Source organism: Gammaproteobacteria bacterium, from assembly GCA_035279405.1.
Classification (GTDB): domain Bacteria; phylum Pseudomonadota; class Gammaproteobacteria; order Natronospirales; family REEB76; genus REEB76.
Genome location: DATEHU010000026.1, coordinates 49273 through 69032 on the forward strand (window position 1 = coordinate 49273; position 19760 = coordinate 69032).

Below are 19760 nucleotides of genomic sequence, written 5' to 3' on the forward strand. Positions count from 1 at the left end.
TCTGCGAAAAATCCCCCCGCGCGCAAAGCGCGCTCCCCCCTTTTGCAAAGAGGGGTAGGGAGGATTTGCCGAATAGGCCTGCGAAATGACGGCACGGAAGAACGCTACTGCCGTCGTATTCGGCTACCACAACGTCGGGGTGCGCTGCCTGTCGGTGCTGCTGGCGCACGGCGTCAAGGTGTCGCTGGTGGTCACGCACGAGGATGATCCGCGCGAGAACATCTGGTTCGGGAGCGTGCGGCGCTTGGCGGAACTCAACCACGTGCCGGTGGTCATTGCGGAAAATCCCAATGCACCGGAATTCGTGGCCAAAATCGCGGCGCTCAAGCCGGATTTCCTGTTCTCGTTTTATTTCCGCTTCATGTTGAAGGCGCCGCTGCTCGCAGTCGCGCGCCGCGGCGCGCTCAACATGCACGGCTCGCTGCTGCCGAAGTACCGTGGCCGCGTGCCGGTGAACTGGGCGATCATTCACGGCGAGCGCGAAACCGGCGCCAGCCTGCACTATATGGAAGCCAAACCGGATGCCGGCGATCTCGTGGACCAGCAGGCGGTGCCGATCCTGCCCGACGATGCCGCCATTGAAGTGTTCAACAAGGTGACGGTGGCCGCCGAGGTGGTGCTCGATCGCTGTCTGCCGGCTTTGCTTGCCGGTAGGGCGCCGCGTCGGCCGCTGGATCTGAAGGCCGGCAGCTATTTCGGCCGGCGCGGTCCCGAGGACGGGCGCATTGACTGGCGACAGCCGGCGCAGGCCGTGCATAACCTCGTGCGCGCCGTCGCGCCGCCGTATCCCGGCGCGTTCAGCACCGCCGAGTGCAAGCCGCTCCGGGTTCTGCGCAGCCATTATGCCGGCGAGGCGGCGCGCCACCCGCGGCCGACGCTGTATGTCGAAGAGGGCCGGTGTTACGCGGACTGCGGCGATGGCATGCGTATCGAAGTGGTGGTGTTGGAACTCGATGGCGTGGCCATGGATGCGGCGCGCATGGCGGAACATTGCGGCAATCAATCATTGTCTTTAGGAGATCAAGCGTGAAGAAAATCCTGATTCTGGGCGTGAGCGGCTTCATCGGCAGCAATCTGAGCCGGCGCATACTCGAGACGACCGACTGGGAAGTCCATGGCATGGACATGTTCACCAGCAAGGTGGAAGACCTGATCGGCCGCAAGCGTTTCAATTTCTTCGAGGGCGACATCACTATCAACAAGGAATGGGTCGAGTACCACGTGCGCAAGTGCGACGTGGTACTGCCGCTGGTGGCCGTCGCGACCCCGGCGGTTTACGTGCAGGATCCTCTGCGCGTGTTCGAACTGGACTTCGAGGCAAACTTGCCGATTGTGCGATATTGCGTGAAATACAAAAAGCGCGTGCTGTTCCCCTCGACCTCAGAGGTGTACGGCATGTGCCGCGATCTGGGCTTCGATCCATACTCCTCAGAGCTGATCCTCGGGCCGATTCCCATGCAGCGCTGGATTTACTCCTGCTCCAAGCAGCTCATGGATCGCGTCATTTGGGCCTATGGCAGCAAGCAGGGCCTGGATTTCACGCTGTTCCGGCCGTTCAACTGGATCGGGCCGGGTCTGGATTCCATTTACACGCCCAAGGAAGGCAGCTCACGCGTGGTCACCCAGTTTCTTGGCCAGATCGTGCGCGGCGAGAACATCAAGCTCGTGGACGGCGGCGCGCGCAAGCGCGCTTACACATATATAGACGACGGCGTGGATGCGCTTATGCGCATCATCGAAAACAAGGACGGCGTGGCCAAGGGGCGCATCTACAACATCGGCAATCCGGTGAACAGCTATTCAGTCAAGGAACTGGCAGACATGATGCTGGAGATCGCCGCGAGCATTCCCGAGTACCGAGACAGCGCCAAACAGGTGAAATTGCTGAACGTGAAAGCCGACGATTATTACGGCAAGGGCTACCAGGACGTCGAAAACCGCGTGCCCAACGTGGACCATACCCGCAAGGAACTTGGCTGGGAACCCAAGGTGGACATGCAGAGCGCGCTACGCAGGATCTTCGAGTTCTACAAGGGTGACGTGGCCGAGGCGCGCAGGCTGGTGGAGGAGAGCGTGTAAGCCACAGACGCACTGTATTTGTTTGTGGACTATATTCGTGCTATCGTGCCTTTGTATCTTAGTACGGCACGGAAATTCCTTATGGCGCATACAGCAAAATTCAAGGTCATCGGCACAAACGGCCAGATCTCATTGGGCAAGGAATACGCCGGTCGCCATATCACCATCGAGGAGGTGGGTGACGAGAAGTGGCTCATTACCGGCGTGGCCGTAATTCCCAAAGACGAGCTGTGGCTGCATGAGCCGAAGACTGCTGCGGCACTGACCCGCTCCATCCGGCGGGCGGAAAACACGCCGCCACAGGATGCCGATCTCGATGTCTTGGAACGTGAGCTGATTCGGCCAAAAAGAAGGAAAAAATAGCGCCACATGACCACAGCGCGGCTTGATCTCAGTGATCCGGATTTACAAGCCGCGCTGCACCACTTGTCGGAACGCGGGCTCAAGGAAGCCATGGGCACCTTCCGCAAGATTGTCCAGATGACCTGGCAGCAGATTTATCAGGACAAGGGCTTGCATTGGGAAAAAATCAAGTCGCGCCCCGGTCCCGCGGGCCAATCCCTGTATTCATTCCGCATCAGCCAGAGAATCCGTGGCGTTGCTTACCGACACGGCGATTTCATGCGCGTGCTGGCTGTGCATGAAGATCACGATTCGGCGTACCCCTGAATAAAAATGCCGCAGCTAGCGCTGAAAATTGACGTGGACACCCTGCGCGGCACGCTGCAAGGCGTGCCGGCGCTGGTTTCCGCCCTGCGAGAACATAAAGCTCAGGCCACGTTCCTGTTCAGTCTCGGGCCGGACAACACTGGCCGTGCGCTGCGCCGACTGCTGCGCCCCGGCTTTCTCAGGAAAGTGCTGCGCACCAATGTGGCCGGCAATTATGGCCTCAAGACCCTCATGTACGGGACGCTGATTCCGGGGCCGGACATCGGCGTGCAGGGTGCGGAAGCGATGCGTGCGGTGCGCGACGCCGGTTTCGAGGTGGGCATCCACACCTGGGACCATATCCGCTGGCAGGATTTTGTCGTACGCCGCAACGCCGACTGGACCGCGCGGGAATTCGGCAAAGCCGTGGCACGCTTTGGAGCGGTATTTGGCGCGGCACCCAAGACCTTCGGCGCGGCCGGCTGGCAGATCAACCCGCACGTGCTGGCGCTGCAGGAGCAGTTCCGGCTCGATTACGCCAGCGATACCCGTGGCACGGGTCCCTTTCTGCCCAGCATGAGTGGGCGCACGTTCAACGTGCCGCAACTGCCCACTACCTTGCCGACGCTCGATGAATTGGTGGGGACCGACGGCATAACGGTTGAAAACGTGGCGGAACATGTGCTCAAACTTACCGAACGTGCGCCGGAGCACGGCCACGTTTACACACTGCATGCAGAGCTGGAAGGCATAGCATTGATGTCGGTGTTCGAGAAACTGCTGGCCGGCTGGGAAGCGCAAGGCTATGAAATGGTGGCGACACGCGATATGGCCGCAACACTCAATCGCAAATCCCTGCCGGTGCATGAAGTGGTGATGGCAGAAATTCACGGCCGTTCGGGCACACTCGCATTGCAGGGTCCACTGATCGCGCCCGCTCCGGTATAATCTGCACGCTAATTTCCCGTCTGTTGTAGGGAAAGTCCTGTTGTGGGAGCGACGGTCCCCGTCGCGATACTTGCTGCGAAGATCGCGGCGAATATCGCCGCTCCCACAAATCTTTCCCACGAATTCATAAAAGGAATCCTCATGGCTTACAAGCACGTCAAACTGCCGGCCGACGGCAAGAAGATCTCCGTGGTCAACGACAAACTCAATGTGCCGGAAAATCCCATCCTCGGCTACGTGATCGGCGATGGCATTGGCGTGGATATCACGCCGGCCTCGCTCAAGATCTGGGATGCCGCGGTGGAGCGCGCCTATAAAAGCAAGCGCAAGATTCACTGGTGCGAGATTTACCTGGGCGAGAAGGCCCAGAAGCTCTACGACGGCAATTACTTCCCTGACGAAACCCTCGCGGCCATCAAGGAGCTGGTGGTTTCCATCAAGGGACCGCTGACCACGCCGGTGGGCGGTGGTTTCCGCTCCTTGAACGTGACGTTGCGCCAGGACTTGGATCTTTACGCCTGCGTGCGGCCCGTGAAGCATTATCCCGGTGTACCTTCGCCGCTGAAAAAGCCGGAAGAGGTGGACGTGGTGATTTTCCGCGAGAACACCGAGGACGTGTACGCGGGCATCGAGTATCAGGCGGGCAGCGACCAGAACAAGAAGCTGGCGAATTTCCTGCGCAAAGAACTGGGGGCCAAATTCTTCGAAGATGCCGGCCTGGGGGTGAAACCCATATCGGCGTTCGGCTCCAAGCGCCTGATCCGCAAGGCCATCAACTACGCGATTGACCACGACCGCAGCTCCGTGACCCTGGTGCACAAGGGCAACATTATGAAGTACACGGAAGGCGCGTTCCGCCAGTGGGGCTACGATCTCGCCAAAGACGAATTCGGCGCCACGCTTCTGGACGGCGGCCCGTGGATGCAGTTCAAGAATCCCAAAACCGGCAAGCAGATCATCATCAAGGACATGATCGCCGACATCATGTTCCAGCAGATGCTGCTGCGTCCGGCCGAATACAGCGTGCTCGCCACGCCCAACCTGAACGGCGATTACCTCTCCGACGCAGTGGCGGCGGAAGTAGGCGGCGTGGGCATCGCTCCCGGCGCCAACATCGGCGATTACCTCGCGGTATTCGAGGCCACGCACGGCACTGCACCCAAGCACGCCGGTCTCGACAAGGCCAATCCCGGTTCGCTGTTGTTCTCGGGCGTGATGATGCTGGAATACATCGGCTGGCAGGAAGCCGCCGAGCTGATCCAGAAGGCTTATGCCAAGACCGTGGCCTCGGGTGTCGTGACCTACGACTTTGCGCGCCAGATGCAGAACGCGAAAGAGGTCAAGACCAGTCAGTTTGCCGAGGCGGTGGTCAAGAATCTGTAAACTGTGCTTTCGGCAGAGGCAACGAAAGTGCAAAAGCGAACGCTCGGAAACAGCGGCCTGGAGGTTTCGGCCTTGGGCCTCGGCTGCATGGGCTTGAGTCATGGCTATGGCCAGCCGGCGGACAAGCAGGATGCGATCAGGCTGATCCGCGCGGCGTTCGAGCGTGGGGTCACTTTCTTTGATACCGCCGAGATCTACGGCCCCTACACGAACGAAGCGTTGCTCGGTGAAGCGCTGGCGCCGATCCGCGATCAAGTCATCATTGCCACCAAGTTTGGCTTCAAAGTTGACACGCAGGGCGGGCAGGGCGGCGTGGACAGCCGGCCTACGCATATCCGCGAAGTGGCCGACGCTTCACTCAAGCGCCTCAAGACCGATCACATTGATCTCTTCTATCAACACCGCGTGGACCCGGAGGTGCGGATCGAAGAGGTCGCGGGTGCGGTGAAAGACCTGATCCGGGAAGGCAAGGTCCGGTACTTTGGTCTTTCCGAAGCCGGTGCGCAGACCATCCGCAAAGCACATGCGGTGCAGCCGGTCGCGGCGCTGCAAAGCGAATACTCGCTGTGGTGGCGCGAGCCCGAAAGGGAAATCCTGCCTGTGATCGAGGAACTCGGGATTGGTTTTGTCCCGTTCAGTCCTTTGGGCCGCGGCTTTCTTACCGGCGCCATCAATGAGAACACGAAGTTTGACCGCAACGATTTCCGCAACATCGTACCGCGCTTCACGCCCGAGGCCCGCAAGGCGAATCAAGCCTTGGTAGATCTGCTTCGCACTATCGCGGCGGGCAAACACGCAACTCCTGCCCAGATTGCGCTTGCCTGGCTGCTGGCGCAAAAGCCGTGGATCGTGCCGATACCCGGCACCACGAAGCTCCGTCGCCTCGAAGAGAACCTCGGCGCCGTGGACATTGAGCTGACGCCTGCTGATTTGCGCGGGATCGAAAGCGCTGTTTCCGAAGTCAAGGTGCAGGGGGACCGCTACCCGCCGCATTTGCAAAAGCGGGTGGGACGCTGAGCGAGGGAATACAAGGGCAACCGGCACATGCGCGACTGCCGCACATATGTAATGATGCAGGCTGCAAAAAAATAATCGAAGGGCAATACGGCACGGCATGACCGGCGACGCTTTCAAAGACATCGAAAAGCTCGAAGCCGATCTCTGGGCGGCGGCGGACAACCTACGCGCCAATTCCAAGCTCACCTCCAGCGACTACTTCATGCCGGTGCTGGGCGTGATTTTCCTGCGTCACGCGGCCAATCGCTTCGAGGCGGCCGCGCACCAGATCGCGGCCGATCAGGCAGGCGGCAAGATGCCGAAACGCAAAGTCCTCCCGGCCGACTACATCGCGCGCCGTGCTCTCTACCTTTCCGAGCAGGGCCGCTACGACTGGATCATGCAGCGGGCGGCCGTGAGCGGCGCGGACCTGCCCCGGCTCGTCACCGACGCGATGACCGCCATAGAAGCCGGGTTCGAGCCGCTGCAGGGAGTCCTGCCCAAGGACTACGGCATTTTCGAACCCAGGGTGCTGGAAGACCTGATGCGTCTGTTCAACAGCGAGCAAATCAAGCAAGCCACGGGCGATGTCTTCGGCCGCATCTACGAATACTTCCTCGCCAAGTTCTCCGTGCAGAAGGCGCACGACAACGGCGAGTTCTTCACGCCGTCCTCGCTCGTGCAGACCATCGTCAATGTCATCGAACCGGACCACGGCACGGTGTTGGACCCGGCCTGCGGCTCGGGCGGCATGTTCGTGCAGTCCAGCCATTTCATCGAGCAGGCGGGCGGCGACACCGCCAAGAAGGTGGTCTTCTACGGCCAGGAGAAAAACCGCGACACCATCCGCATCGCCAAGATGAACCTCGCTGTGCATGGGCTCGAAGGCAAGATTGCCGAGGCCATCACCTACTACGAAGATCAGCACACCCTCGTCGGCAAGTGCGACTACGTGATGGCCAATCCGCCGTTCAATGTGGATCTGGTGGACGCCGAGCGCATCAAGGGCGACCCGCGCCTGCCCTTCGGCCTGCCCGGCGTCAACAAGCAGAAGAAAGTCAGCAACGGCAATTATTTGTGGATTTCCTACTTCTGGAGCTACCTGAGCGCAAAAGGCCGCGCCGGCTTCGTGATGTCTTCACAGGCTTCGAGCGCCGGCCACGGAGAAAAGGAAGTCCGGAAAAAGCTCATCGAGACCGGTGACGTGGACGTGATGATCTCGATCCGCTCCAATTTCTTTTACACCCGCACGGTGCCCTGCGAGCTTTGGCACTTCGACCGCGCCAAGCCGCCCGCACGCTGCGACAAGGTGCTGATGCTCGACGCCCGCAATGTCTATCGCAAGGTCACGCGCAAGATTTACGACTTTTCGCCCGAGCAGATGCGGAACCTCGCGGCCATCGTGTGGCTTTATCGCGGGCAGCGGGAACGCTTCCTCGCGCTGGTACAGGATTATCTCGCCCGCGTCTGCACCGAGAGCACGGCTATTCCGAATGCGCTGGCGCCATTCGAGGCTACGCTCGCCGGCCTGCGCAGGCATTTCGATGCACTCTCGAAGGCTGTGACGAAGCAGAACGACCTCGACGCTGAAAAACGGCAGGCACTGGCCGATGCCATGAACGAACTGCGTGAAGCCGTCGCGCTGTACGAAGCTGACGCGAAGCCGCTCCTTGCGAACTTGGCTGCCTTCACCCAGAAGTATGCGAAGGCTTTGCCCCGCACGAACGAGCTTCAGCACGCGGCGCGCAAGGTATTCGATCCCATCGCCGAGGCGCTGCGCGGTCTCATCAAACAGGTGGACCTCGTTTACAAGCTCAGCGCGCGTGTTGCCGACCTCGCCGCCAATCTTCCCCCTCTCCCCTCGGGAGAGAGCGGGGGTGAGAGTTTCGATCGCCGCGCCGCGAACAAGCTGATAAAAGAACTCGACGACGCACGCAAAACCACCGTCTCGCAGTTGAAGCAGGCCGTGTATTTCCATCGGCAGGTAACTTGGCTGCAGGATCGCTTTCCGAACGCCGAACTCGAAGCCGTACCGGGCTTGGTGAAGCTCGTGGACGTGAAGCAAATCGAAGCCGCCGATTGGAGCCTCACACCCGGCCGTTACGTCGGCGTCGCGCCGCCCGAGGAAGACGAAGACTTCGACTTCGAGCAAACCCTGCGCGACATCCACACCGAACTCGCCGATCTCAACAAGGAAGCGGCGGAGCTGGCGGCGAAGATTCAGGAGAACTTCGAGGAGTTGGGGGCATGACGACCGATGTGGTTCAGGTACGGAAACTACCGGATGTCGTCTTCTTTCAAGAAGGGCCTGGCCTTCGGGCTTGGCAATGGACCGAAGAAGGAATGAAGGTCATTAACGGTACGAACATCCTGCTTGACGGGACAATTGATGTATCGAACACCGACAAGTTCATATCTCAATCTGAGTTTGAGGCCCGCTATCGACATTTTGAAATAAGTGACGGTGACATCGTCTTGTCGAGTTCCGGAACGCTTGGCAAGGTCGCCCGAATCCGGGCCGAGCACCTACCGCTGATGATGAATACAAGTGTCATTCGCTTTTGTTCCAAAGATCCGGAGACGCTTCATGACGGATACCTTTTCGCCTTTCTGCGGTCGCCACTTTTTCAAGCATTGATTAGGGCGTTCGCAGTAGGGGGCGTTCAGCAAAATTTTGGGCCGGTTCACTTGAAGCAGATTGAAATCCCGATCCCGCCATTGCATCTACAGCGAGGCATTGCCGACATCCTCTCCGCCTACGACGACCTGATCGAGAACAACCGGCGGCGGATGGCGCTGCTGGAGGACGCGGCACGGCAGCTCTACCGCGAATGGTTCGTCCGCCTCCGCTTCCCCGGCCACGAACACACCCGCATCACCAACGGCGTGCCGGAGGGGTGGGAGCGTTGTACGGTAGCCAATCTTCTTGCGAAGATTGAGGCGAAACCGAGAGTGCCCAAGGAGGAATATCTGCCAGACGGCCCGATTCCCTGCGTGGATCAATCAGCAGAATTCATCGGCGGTTACACTGAAAACACTGATGCTGCATACTCAGCACCGTTGCCGATAGTTGTCTTTGGCGACCACACCCGCACACTGAAATACGTGGACTTCGAGTTTGCCCGTGGTGCAGACGGTACACAGCTTATCTTCCCGAACGATGATCGGATCAGTACTGAATATCTCTACCTCGCGTTGAAGGAGATTGATCTCTCAAACTATTTTTACGCGCGTCATTTCAAGTACTTGAAGGTCCAGGAGATTTTTTTGCCGAAACGCTCGTTAGTCCAGGAATTCGGGACGTGTGCGAAATCGGTATTTGAGCAAATATCTACTCTGCGCAATCTGAACCGCAAACTCCGCGCCGCCCGCGACCTGCTGCTGCCGCGCCTGATGAGCGGGGAGATCGCTGTCTAACGCCATGATCAAGAAGCTCATTAAGTTCCAGAATTTGGGCCTGCTCCGCGACGCATGTGCAGCGGGCACTGTCGACTTTGGGCGTGTGACGGCAATCTACGCGGATAACGGTCGCGGGAAGTCGGCACTCGCGGCTGCTATCAGGGCGTGCCAGCTGCGCGACGCTGGGCGCATGAACGCCCGGAAGACCCTTGATTCGGCCGATTCGCCGGTGGTCGATCTGCTGCTTTCGACCGGGGCGCACATTGAGTTCAAGGCGAATGTATGGACGGGTAATCCACCCGCCATCGCCGTGTTCGACTCAGAGTTCGTCGAGCAGAACGTTTACTCGGGATTCGAGATTCGGCCCGATCAGCGGCAGGCGCTACTCGAGTTCGCTCTCGGGGATAGGACCGTCGCATTGAAGAAGCAAGTCGAGCAGCTATCGCAATCGATCAAGGATCAAACAACGATTCGGACCGCAGCAGAGAAGACGCTTGGGGGTTTGGCGTCTCCCTATACGGTCAAGGAGTTCATTGCGCTGCGGCCCGTGCCGGATGCGCAGGCACAGATCGACGCTCTGCGTAAGCACATAGAGGCAGCGAAGAGCGCCCAGCAGCTAGGCACTCGACAGTCCCCTGCCTCGCTTCAGGCTTTGCAGTTCGACGTGTACGGAGCATTCAGTCTGCTGGGAAAGACGCTAGCGGACGTCGAGCAGGGCGCCGAAGCCGAGGTGAAAGCGCACCTCGCAAAGCACGCCCATCCTGGCATCGAGGCATGGGTAAGCAGCGGGCAAGCCTATGCAACTGAGGACGACTGCCCGTTCTGTGGGCAGGCCATCGGAGGGCTGAGCCTAATCAAGGCCTATCAGTCGTACTTCAATGCGGCGTACGAAGGGCTGAAGGCAGACGTTGCGGCTCTAGAATTCATGGCAGCGGCAGCATTGGGTGACGCAAAGGTCGACGCCCTTGAAGCCGCTTACGCAACGAATGTTGCGCGGATCGAGGCGTGGACGGATCAGCTCAATCTCATCGCGCCAGTCCTTGATGCTGCCGCACTACGCAATGCACTCACTACCGTTCGGACGACCGTCCTGGACCTAATTGCCACCAAGCGGCAGCAGCCGATGCTCGCGGTTGGCACCCCAGAGGAACTGAGGGTGGTAGAGGTTGCCCTTGGCGCCATCAATTCCCAGATCGCAAAGTATAACCAGGAAGTGCAGGAGGTCGCAACGCAAATCGCTGAATTCAAGACAAAACTGGCGACCGAGAATTTAGGGATCTTGGAAGCGGCAATCAAGCAGCTGGAGGCGGCACAACGTCGGCAATTGCCAGACACCATCACCACGGCCGCCGCCTATGCGTTGGCTGAGACGGAGCGGAAGAAGTTGGAGGGCGAGAAGACAAAAGCTCGGGACCAAATCGACGCGCTCATGCAGACGACGCTCTCCCAGTACCAAGGTGCGATCAATCAGCTTCTGAATTCATTTGGCGCAGAGTTCGCGATCGAGCAACTGAAACCCACGTATGTGGGCAGTACCGGAGAGCCGAGGACGGAGTTCGACCTTCGGATCAGGAACAAGTCGGTGAAACTGGGCTCCCGCGCCGATCTTGCTAGCGGGCACGGCTTCGCCAGCACGTTGAGTGAAGCGGACAAGCGGACGCTTGCCTTCGTGTTTTTCGTGGCGCGCCTCCGTGCTGACCCGAATCTCGCGGACACAATTGTCGTTCTCGACGATCCGGTATCGAGCCTGGACCGTAATCGTCGGCAAGAGAGCAAGCAGTTGATTGCGCGTCTGGCTACGGAATGCCATCAGTTAGTGCTTCTCTCGCACGATGCTTATTTTGTTCGCGATTTCCGCGACCGGCTGCGGGATCTGAAACCAACACCTGTTCCGCTTACTATCCTCGCTCTCAAGCGGGTCCAGAACGGGTACTCCGTTTTCGCGCCCTGCGATATCGATGACATGTGTTCGTCGGACTACTACTGGCATCACAAGCTCGTGGCTGATTTTGTTGATGGCAAGCCGTCCCCAAGTTCGCGTGATGTGGCGAAAGCGATCCGCCCCTTGCTGGAGGGTTACTACTACCGCAGGTTTCCGGGAGCGATTCCGAGGAAGCTCCTATTCGGGCAGATCGTCGCATTAGCGATCGATCCAGCGACGACTGGACCGTTGATCAACATTCGCCCTCTTGCGCAGGAACTGCTGGAGATCAACGACTACGCCCGCCAGTTTCATCATGATACCAATCCGGGTGCCGATTCCGTTCAAGTCGTTGATAGCGAACTCTTAGGATTCGCGCGTCGCGCTTTGGCAGTGATCTACAAGAACGGATAGTGCCATGGCGATCACGGGTATCAACGATGAAGACCGTCTCGTCCAGCAGACGCGCGCGGACTATTCCTGTGCCCTGCCGCTGCGGTCGATGAATGGGGAGATTGCGGTATGAGCGATAGCAAGAGAAGGGTCCTGGGAGCGCCGCGCTGGGGCGCGGCGCTCCCAATGAAGCAATGCGCGCTTCACGCGAGTCCAGGAATGCGGCGCCAGGGCGCCGCGTTCCCAGCGGTGCTCCCGATGAAGCGATACGCGCTTCGTTCGGCCCCACGAATGCTACGCCGGGGCGCAGCGCTCCCGGTGTGCCACTCCCGAGCGGGGCACTCCCAAGTGCGACGCTCGCGGGCGCTGTGGCAAAGGGATTACTGGGACCGGTATGTGCGTGATGAGCGGCATTTTCACGCGGTCGTGGCATACATTGAGAACAATCCCGTGGCTGCAGGGCTGGCAACGGAGCCGGCGGATTGGCCATGGAGCAGCGCCGCTCTCGGTGCGCAAGTTTCCTTGTGATCACTGGCATCAACAGCGACAGTTGCTAACTGATCGCGTCTTGCATTCCATTTCTTGACGATGGCTTGACAAGCCATCCAGACGAAATAGTATGCAGAGCATGAAACCCAGCCTCGGCCGCCAGGAAAGCCAGATGCTCGCCTATCTCCAGATGCGTAGGCAGCGGCTGGTGCGCACCGGCGAGCTGACCGGGCCGCTGCGCTTGTCGCTGCTTCAGGAGCGCGAGCTGTTCCGGCGCATGGCGCGAGGCAAGCTCATTGCCCGAGTCCGTCCCGGCCTCTACTTGGTCCCCGACCGGCTCCCTCTCGGCGGCGCATGGACGCCGAGCGAAGCGCTCGCACTCGACGCCGTACTGGTGGATCGCAAAGGCTCCTATCAGATTTGTGGCCCCAATGCCTTCAACCGCTATGGATTCGACGGCCAAGTGCCGACGCGTGTTTATGCCTATAACAACCGGATCTCGGGTACGCGGGTCGTAGGTGCGGTTGCGCTGATGCTCATCAAGGTGGCCGACAAGCGTCTCGGCGACACGGAAACGGTAACCGGATCGGATGGTGTCGCGGCCCGCTGGTCGTCGCGCGCACGCACGCTGGTGGACGCGGTTTACGACTGGTCGCGTTTCGGCAGTCTGCCGCGCGCGTTCCGCTGGATCGAGACCGAATTGGCGAGCAAGCGGGTAAGCACTGCAGAGTTGGTACGGGTGACGTTGCGTTACGGCGATGTCGCGACAACGCGCCGGATGGGCGCGCTGCTCGATGAACTCGGCGCGCCGGCCGCAGCGGTCAATCGGCTCGCCCGCGCGGTTCCGGAAACACGCGGATCCATCGCCTTCAATCCGGGCCGCCCCAAACGCGGCACGCTCAACCGGCGCTGGGGAGTGGTGATGAATGCGCTCGATTGATGCGCCACCAATCCGCCCCCACGATGATGTGACGCTGTTCCGCGAGGCTGTGACCTATACGGCCGCGCAAACCGGTTTCGATCCACGGCTCATCGAGAAGGACTATTTCTGCTCCTTGGTGCTCCAGTATCTCGCTGCGCAAGCTCCCGGCCTGGTATTCAAGGGCGGTACCTGCCTCGCCAAGGTTCACGCCGGATTTTATCGGTTGAGCGAGGACCTCGACTTCTCGGTTCCAATGCCCGAGGACGCCACCCGCGCCGAGCGCTCGCGCGCCGCGAAGGCTGCGGGCGCCGCTCTGGCCGGCCTGACCGCGGCACTCGGAGTCGTCGGGGTTAGCGAACCTTTACGTGGCGCGAACGAGTCGAAGCAGTACGTAGCGGCATTGACGTACAAGTCGCTGCTCGATGGTCATGCTGAATCCATCAAGATCGAGATCGGCCTGCGGGAGCCCTTGCTGGAGAGCCGCGTTATCGGCAAGACCAATACTTTGTTGCTCGATCCGGTTTCCGGTGAATCTCAGCTGCGGCCGTTCTCGCTGGCGTGCCTGTCAGCGCGCGAAGCGATGGCTGAAAAAGCGCGCGCCGCCCTGGCGCGCCTAGAGCCTGCCATCCGCGACTTCTTTGATATTGATCATGCCGCACTCAATAGCCGCTTCAATCCGGACGACAAACACCTGTTGGCGCTCGTCAGGCAGAAGCTCGCAGTGCGGGATACGGGTCCGGTGGATATGACGCACGCCCGGCTCGACAGGCTGCGCAGCCAGATTGAAACGGACTTGCGCCCCGTGCTGCGGCCGGCAGACTTTGCCGGGTTCGATCTTGATCGAGCGTTTGCGCTGCTCTTGCGCATCGCCCGGGCGGTCGGAGCTGTGGGCGCATGATCACCGACATCAACGGCGAAGACCGCTTGGTCCAGCAGACCTTCGCCGAGCATCTGGAGAAGGCGCTCGGTTGGGACAGCATCTACGCGTACAACAACGAGACGTTCGGACCGCAGGGGACGCTTGGCAGGGCCAGCGAACGCGATGTCGTACTGGCGCGCGACCTGAGAGCTGCGCTTGCGCGCCTGAATCCGGAATTGCCGGAAGCAGTGCGTGAACAGGCGGTCGAAAAGCTGACCGAAATTGATTTTGCACGCTCGCTGCTCCAGCACAACCGCGAGTTTTACGGCTTTATCCGGGGCGGCGTGCCGGTTGAGTGGCGCGAGCTGGGTGGCGAAGTGCGGCGCTCACACGCGCGAGTAATTGATTTCCGCAACGTAAGCAACAACCGCTTTCTCGCCGTGCGTGAACTGAAAATTCAGGGCGTGCGCGTGCCGCACTACAACCGGCGCGCCGACTTGGTGTGCTTCGTGAACGGCCTGCCGCTAGTGTTCATCGAACTCAAGGCTGTGTATCGCAATATCCGCGCCGGCTTTGACGACAATCTGACGGATTACTTGTCTGAACACAGCATTACGCACGCCTTTTATCACAACGCTTTTCTGGTCGTGAGCAACGGCGATCAGGCACGCTACGGTTCCATCACCAGCCAATGGGAACATTTCCTCGAATGGAAGCGCAACGCCGAAAGCGACAAGGCGCGCCTGGATGCCGAGGCGCTGCTCGACGGCATGCTGGCCAGGGACCGGCTGCTCGATCTGGTCGAGAACTTCATTCTGTTCGATGACAGCCGCGCCGGCGGTACGCGCAAGATCGTGGCGCGCAACCATCAGGTGCTGGGCGTGAATCGAGCGGTCGCATCCGTCGTATGGCAGGAAGCATTGAAAAAACGCTTTCCACCAGGCGAGCGATTGGTCGAGTATCGGGTGCCGAAGCCGGAATTCCTCAAGGCCGCCGACGAGCCGCAGCCGAAGGCGCCGCGCGCGCAAGCCTTGGCGACGCACGATGCCGATGATGACAAGATGTCGCTCATCAAGCGCGCGCACCCCGACCTCGGCCGCCTCGGCGTGTTCTGGCACACGCAGGGCAGCGGCAAGTCCTACTCGATGATTTTTTTCGCGGAGAAGGTGCGGCGCGTGGTGCCCGGCAACTTTACCTTTCTGGTGATGACGGATCGCGAAGATCTTGACGATCAGATCTGGCGGACATTCATTGGTTGCAGTGTGATCGATGCCAAGGTGCCGCGTGCGGCTTCTGGCAAGGCGCTCAGGGAAATTCTGCAGGGCGATCACCGTTATGTGTTCAGCCTGATCCACAAGTTCAACCAGCCGGTGACCGAGCCCTACAGCGAGCGCAATGACATCATCGTGATTTCCGATGAGGCACACCGCACGCAGGCCGGCAAGTTCGCTCGCAACATGCGACTGGCGCTGCCCAATGCCTCGTTCATAGGTTTTACCGGCACGCCGCTGTTCAAACACGACGAGCTGACCAAGCGGATATTCGGCAGCTATGTCTCGCGCTACGACTTCAGGCGCTCTGAAGAAGATCACTCCACGGTCAGGTTGGTGTATGAGAACCGGGGCGAGAAACTCGGGCTCGCCCGGCTCGATCTCAACGACCGCATTGCGGATGCGGTCGAGCAGGCGGACCTCGATCCGGACCAGCAGGCGCTGCTGGAAAAACTGCTCGGCAAGGACTACGAGGTGATTACCGCCGATGACCGGCTGGACAAGCTGGCCGCCGATTTCGTGGAGCATTGCACCACCCGCTGGCAGACCGGCAAATCCATGCTGGTGTGCATTGACAAGATCACCTGCGCGCGCATGTTTCAGCGCATCCAGCCGCGCTGGCAGGCCAAGCTTGCCAGAGTGCGGGCGCTTATCGCGGCAAAGGAAGCGGAATTGGCCGCCACCGCCGATCCGGACAGCCGCGAACGTCTGGCGGCGGAACGCGACAGCCTGCGCAGCCAGGCAGACTGGATGGAGAGCACGATCATCGAGATCGTCATCAGCGAAGCGCAAAACGAGGTGCGGGATTTCCGCAAATGGGGCTTTGAAATCATCCGGCATCGCATGGTGATGAAGACCGGTTTTCAGACACCGGATGGCAAGCGCGTACCGGTGGATGACGCCTTCAAGGATCCCACGCATCCGTTTCGCATTGCGATCGTCTGTGCAATGTGGCTGACCGGGTTTGATGTGGAGTGTCTTGGGACGCTCTACATAGACAAGCCGATGAAAGCCCATAACCTGATGCAGGCAATCGCTCGCGCCAACCGCGTGTTCCCGGGCAAGGATTGCGGGGTGATTGTGGATTACAATGGCATGCTTAAAAGCCTGCGCCAGGCACTGGCCCAATACGCGCTGGGTGACGATGAAAGCGACGATGACGTGGTCGCGCCGATTGCCGAGATGGTGGCCAGCCTTGAACAGGCCATCGAGGCGGCCGAGAAGCACCTGCTTGACCTTGGATTCGATGCCGAACGGCTAAAAGGAGCGGCCGGGTTTGATCGCATCGAAGCCCTGCGCGATGCGGTGGACGCGGTCTATACCTCCGATGAAGCCAAGCGCCGGTTTGAAATCATGGCGCGCGAAGTATTCAATCGTTTCAAGGCGTTGCTGATGGAGCCGAGCGCTCTCGCGTATGCTGAACGCCACGACAATATAGAGGCCATCTACAAGAAGTTACAGGATCGCCGCGACACGGCGGACGTGACCGACTTGCTCAAAACGCTGCACCGAATCGTGAACGAGGCGATTCGAGCGGCTGCGCCGGGCGCGGATCACGCCGAAGGGCTCACGGTTGACCTGAGCCGGATTGATTTCGACAGGCTGCACAAGGAGTTTGCGAGCAAGGTGCGCCGCAAACACGCAGCGCTGCAGGATATCCGGGACGTCATCGAGAAGAAGCTGGCCCAAATGCTCGCGCGCAATCCGATGCGCATGGATTACTACAAGAAATATCAGGCAATCATCGCCGACTACAACCGCGAAAAGGACCGAGCCACTGTCGAGGACACGTTTGCGCAACTCGTTGCGCTTGCCGCCAGTCTCGATGTCGAGCAGAAGCGTGCCGCCGAAGAGGGGCTGAGCGATGACGAACTGGCGTTGTTCGATTTGCTGTTCAAGGACAAACTCGGTCAGAGGGACCGTGAGCGACTGAAGCAGGCGAGTCGCGGTCTGCTGGCGTCTTTGCGCAAACTGCTCGCGCCGATGCCGGCATGGGTAAAAAATGCGGCTACGCAAGCGCAAGTGAGGGTCTTTATCCTGGACCGGCTTTATGAGTCACTGCCGCGCCCGCCCTTCACCGACGTTGAGACCGAGGGCATCGCATCGCGCGTATATGACTATGTCTGGGCGCGGAGCGCGGCGGGTCTGGATTTAGCGGCGGCGTAATATGAAAGGGCCGTGATCGGACCCTCACCTCCGCCCGCAGCGATTATCGCGGCCGGTACGGCCGCTCCCACCAAAGTCATTGCGATTTGTAAATCATTTCTCTGTCCAGCGCTTCAGCCAGTCCAATACCGTGCGATGCCAGAGCACGCTGTTCTGCGGCTTGGAGACGAAATGCGTCTCGTCGGGGAAGTTGAGAAATTCACTGGGAATGCCGCGGCGTTGCAGCGCGGTGAACGCACTCAATCCCTGTGACAGCGGGATGCGGTAGTCGTGATTGCTGTGCACCACCAGCATCGGCACGCGCCAGGCTTTCACATGATCCAGCGGGTTGAATTTCTCGTAGTTGGCCGGATGCTGGTACTGCGTACCGCCGTTCTCGTGCTCCTCGAACCACAGCTCGTCGGTGGCGTAGTACATGGTGCGCGTGTCGAACACGCCGTCGTGATCCACCAGGCATTTCCATGGCTTGTTCCACACGCCCGCGATCCAATAGACCATGTAGCCGCCGTAACTCGCACCCAGCGCGCAGGCGCGATGACGGTCCAGGAACGGAAATGTTTTGAGCGCCGCGGACCAGCCTTTCTGCAGGTCAATCAGCGGACGGTCGCCCCAGTGCTCGGAGATGGCGTTGGTGAACGTCTGGCCGTAGCCGGTGGAGCCGTGGAAATTGATGGCCACGACCGCAAACCCGGCACCGGCATAGGTTTCCGGATTCCAACGGTAATGGAATTCGTTGGTCCAGGCACCTTGCGGGCCGCCGTGAATCAGAAACGCCACCGGATATTTTTTACCCGGCACGTAATCCACCGGCGGCATTACGTAGCCCTGTACCGTATCGCCGCTCCAGCCCTTGAAGGTGAACCACTGCGCCTTGGCGAAACGGATGTCCGCGAGGCGCGCTTGGTTGAAATGCGTGACCTGTGCGAGGTCCGTGCCCTGCGGCGTGAGGGTGTAAAGGTCTGTCGGATGCTGGAAGTCGGCACGTGCCGCGAGGATGCGATTGCCGACGGCGTCGAAGCCGTACACCGTACCGTCACCGAGCAGGCGCTTTACTTGCCCATCGGCGATATTCACTGCGAACAGCGGATGATTGCCCTCATCGTCGGCCGTGGTGTAAAGCGTTGAGCCATCGGCCGAGATTTGCAACGCGCCGGCGCTGCGGTCCCAATGCGGATCCACCTCGCGCGTCGCACCGGTGGCGAGATCGCGCGCCATGATGGCAAAACGGTCGGCTTCGAAGCCGGGCGATTTCATGGCGAGGTAGAAGAGCGTGCGGCCGTCGGGCGATGCCAGCGGAAAGCCGTCCCAGGCGGGATTCTTTGACGTGAGGTCCTTGGGCGCCTGCGAGCCGTCGGCTGGCACGGAATAAATATCGAAGTTGGTAGTCCACGCCTCATGGGAGCCGCCGGTCTTGGCATCGAAATACACGGTTTTGCCGTCCGGCGAGAGGGTGTACTCGCTGTCGTCGCCGTCCGGTTTCGAAGGCACGTCGCCATCCAGTCCCTTGGTGAGCCATACGGGGTCGGCCGCGAGCCGGCCGTTGGCGGTGAGCGTCGCCATGAACAACTGCGAACGGCGGCCGTCCATCCACACGTTCCAGTGGCGCACGAACAGTTTGTCGTACAGCCGGCCGCTGGCCTGGTCGGCGGCGCGCGCATCCAGCTTGGCCCGGGTGCAGGCGAGATCCCCGCAGGCCATGAACACGTCGAGGGAAAGCAGAATGTGCTGTCCGTCGGGTGAAACTTTGTAGTTGTTGATGTCGAGCGGCAGGCGACTGACCTGCGTAGGACTCCCGCCGCCGGCGGCCACACTCCATAACTGCGTGGAGCCGGACTTGTCCGACAGGAAATACAGCGTCTTGCCGTCCGCCGACCAGCGCGGACTGTTGCCGACCATGACCGTTTGCGGCGCCGCACCGGGCTTGGAAAGATCCAGAGTCCACACGCTGGTGATGCCCTTGTTGGCGGCAAAATAGGTCTGACGCACGGAAAATGCCGCGTACATCCGGTCCGGCGAAAGTTGCGGATCGCTCACCCGATCCATCATGGCGAGGTCGGTGGCGTTGAATGGATGAGCCTGGGTGTTTCCCTTGGCGAACGCTGCGCCGGCCAGCAGCGCCAACAACAAGGCAATCGGCAGCCGTTTCATGCGGACGGTCCTTTGCGGGAAAAAACAGCTGCACACGGTAAAGAGCGCCGCCGCGGAAAGCAAGCCCGGCGGCGCGACACGGGACATGGCCGCGGGGTTGCGCCGGTGAATTCAGTAAAATAGACGGCCTTTCCGGTA

The 19760-nt window shown here is 60.2% G+C and carries 14 protein-coding genes; 13 read left to right on the top strand and 1 reads right to left on the bottom strand.

The genetic code is table 11. From position 1 onward, the window contains the following. Positions 1-85 precede the first annotated feature (85 nt). The 13 genes from VJR90_03740 to VJR90_03800 all read left to right on the top strand — a co-directional run bounded on the left by VJR90_03740 (position 86) and on the right by VJR90_03800 (position 17474). A complete protein-coding gene (locus VJR90_03740) occupies positions 86-1030 on the top strand; it encodes a formyltransferase (protein HKV96589.1) in 945 nt (314 codons plus the stop codon). After that, on the top strand, positions 1027-2079 hold the full coding sequence (locus VJR90_03745) for a bifunctional UDP-4-keto-pentose/UDP-xylose synthase (protein ID HKV96590.1): 1053 nt from the start codon (positions 1027-1029) through the stop codon (positions 2077-2079). Before VJR90_03740 ends, VJR90_03745 begins: the two co-directional genes overlap by 4 nt. Positions 2080-2160: 81 nt before the next feature. Then, positions 2161-2442, top strand: a complete 282-nt coding sequence (locus VJR90_03750; GenBank protein ID HKV96591.1) for a hypothetical protein — start codon at positions 2161-2163, stop codon at positions 2440-2442. A 6-nt stretch (positions 2443-2448) separates the two neighbouring features. Then, the gene (locus VJR90_03755; GenBank protein HKV96592.1) at positions 2449-2748 is read left to right on the top strand and encodes a hypothetical protein; all 300 of its coding nucleotides are present in this window, start codon (positions 2449-2451) and stop codon (positions 2746-2748) included. Between the two features lie 6 nt (positions 2749-2754). Continuing rightward, entirely contained in the window at positions 2755-3675 is a 921-nt protein-coding gene (locus tag VJR90_03760; protein HKV96593.1) for a polysaccharide deacetylase family protein, read from the top strand. Between the two features lie 141 nt (positions 3676-3816). Then, positions 3817-5058, top strand: coding sequence for an isocitrate dehydrogenase (NADP(+)) (gene icd / locus VJR90_03765; GenBank protein ID HKV96594.1), 1242 nt, complete (start codon positions 3817-3819; stop codon positions 5056-5058). Between the two features lie 27 nt (positions 5059-5085). Further along, positions 5086-6075, top strand: coding sequence for an aldo/keto reductase (locus VJR90_03770; protein HKV96595.1), 990 nt, complete (start codon positions 5086-5088; stop codon positions 6073-6075). A 97-nt stretch (positions 6076-6172) separates the two neighbouring features. Beyond that, positions 6173-8305, top strand: coding sequence for an N-6 DNA methylase (locus VJR90_03775; GenBank protein ID HKV96596.1), 2133 nt, complete (start codon positions 6173-6175; stop codon positions 8303-8305). Beyond that, positions 8302-9471 (top strand): restriction endonuclease subunit S, encoded by a 1170-nt coding sequence (locus VJR90_03780; protein ID HKV96597.1) that lies wholly within the window; start codon positions 8302-8304, stop codon positions 9469-9471. The genes VJR90_03775 and VJR90_03780 overlap by 4 nt, the downstream gene beginning before the upstream one ends. 4 nt (positions 9472-9475) lie before the next feature. After that, the gene (locus tag VJR90_03785; GenBank protein HKV96598.1) at positions 9476-11788 is read left to right on the top strand and encodes an AAA family ATPase; all 2313 of its coding nucleotides are present in this window, start codon (positions 9476-9478) and stop codon (positions 11786-11788) included. A 607-nt stretch (positions 11789-12395) separates the two neighbouring features. After that, positions 12396-13196: a hypothetical protein gene (locus VJR90_03790; protein HKV96599.1), complete on the top strand. Its 801-nt coding sequence runs from the start codon at positions 12396-12398 to the stop codon at positions 13194-13196. Positions 13197-13224: 28 nt separating this feature from the next. Further along, complete coding sequence (locus VJR90_03795; protein HKV96600.1) at positions 13225-14076, top strand: nucleotidyl transferase AbiEii/AbiGii toxin family protein; 852 nt, start codon at positions 13225-13227, stop codon at positions 14074-14076. After that, positions 14073-17474, top strand: a complete 3402-nt coding sequence (locus tag VJR90_03800; GenBank protein ID HKV96601.1) for a type I restriction endonuclease subunit R — start codon at positions 14073-14075, stop codon at positions 17472-17474. Before VJR90_03795 ends, VJR90_03800 begins: the two co-directional genes overlap by 4 nt. Positions 17475-17567: 93 nt before the next feature. On the opposite strand, the gene VJR90_03805 is transcribed toward VJR90_03800, so the two are convergent. Further along, entirely contained in the window at positions 17568-19622 is a 2055-nt protein-coding gene (locus VJR90_03805) for a S9 family peptidase (protein HKV96602.1), read from the bottom strand. Positions 19623-19760: the final 138 nt, after the last annotated feature.